This is a genomic window from uncultured Algibacter sp. (genome assembly GCF_947495675.1).
Classification (GTDB): Bacteria; Bacteroidota; Bacteroidia; order Flavobacteriales; family Flavobacteriaceae; genus Algibacter_B.
Window position 1 is genome coordinate 1 of the sequence record NZ_CANLZX010000049.1, and the last position, 1,222, is coordinate 1,222.

At 31.8% G+C, this 1,222-nt stretch carries 1 protein-coding gene; it reads right to left on the minus strand.

Translation table 11 applies throughout. From position 1 onward, the window contains the following. Nucleotides 1–37: 37 nt before the first annotated feature. Nucleotides 38–1,009, minus strand: coding sequence for an IS110 family transposase (locus Q0842_RS16030; protein WP_298500500.1), 972 nt, complete (start codon nt 1,007–1,009; stop codon nt 38–40). Between the last annotated feature and the right edge of the window lie 213 nt (nt 1,010–1,222).

Genomic DNA, 1,222 nt, shown 5'->3' on the forward strand with positions numbered 1-1,222 from the left:
CAACAAAGTACTGTGGTAAAAAACAAGTAAAATTCACTTAATTTTTAGCCAACACACTTCTATAAGTATTATCATATATTAATCCTGATTTTGCAATTGCAAAAGCTTGTTTTAACAGCTTATTACAAATTGCAATTAGTGCTAGTTTTTTACTCTTTCCTTTGGCTACTAAACGCTCGTACATTTCTTTACAAGCTTTGTTGTACTTACAAGCATTTAGACTACACATAAACATTAAATTACGAAGCTTTTGGTTTCCTATTTTACTAATTCTTGCGCGACTATTTACGCTCGTTCCACTTTGTCTAATTATTGGTGTTAATCCTGCATAACTGCACAGCTCACTTCCGCTTTTAAAGCGATCAAATCCGTCTGTCAAAACAATTAAAGCTATTGCTGTTTTTCTACCTATTCCTGGTATAGTTTCTATTCTTGTTAAAACATCTTTATATGCTGCTCTTACCATTTTCAACAACTTATCTTCTAATGTCTTTATTTCTTTTTCTACATGTTTTAGGCTACGTTTTAATGAGCGTAAAACATCAATACTTGGATTACCCAAAACTTCTTCGCCATGTATTTTGTTTTTTAGCATAGTGCTCTGTTTTGTATATACAGAAACCGCTCTGGCTATTTGAAGACATGCTTTTTGATGTTTTGAATTGCCTTTCCAAAGTTTTAAATCTACCTGTTTTGCATACTCACAAATTGAGTTTGAATCACTCTTATCTGTTTTTATTTTAGATAGCTTCATCTGGATAAAACGCTTTACTGCTAATGGGTTTTCTACAGATACTTTTATACCTGACTCAAGTAAATGATAGGCTAATTGGTAATGATAATAGCCTGTGGCTTCCATTACACAATGACTTGTAGTATCTATGAGTTTTCTAAACTTTTTAAAGCCTGTTAATGTGTTTTTAAACTGATAGTGATTACCATCAGAATCTGTAACATCGAATACTAAATGACTAATGTCGATTCCAAAATATTTAATATCTTTATTCATAACAAAATGTTTTACGAAAGGACAAGCTACCCGAGTTTCAACGACTTAAAATCGAGGTCCAAAAGCCTCATAGAACTGTACGAAATCTGTGTAGTAAAAGAGAAGGGATTTTCAATGTTGACGAAGTCTTAAGCTTCTGCGTGTATATTAACCTTATTCCTCTCTTTTGTCTTTTCTGTTTATTTATCTAATTTAATAGATTGTAAACTTAAG

Coding starts and splice junctions, on each gene's coding strand:
- Q0842_RS16030 (WP_298500500.1), bottom strand. CDS start 1,009: ATGAATAAAGATATTAAATATTTTGGAATCGACATTAGTCATTTAGTA.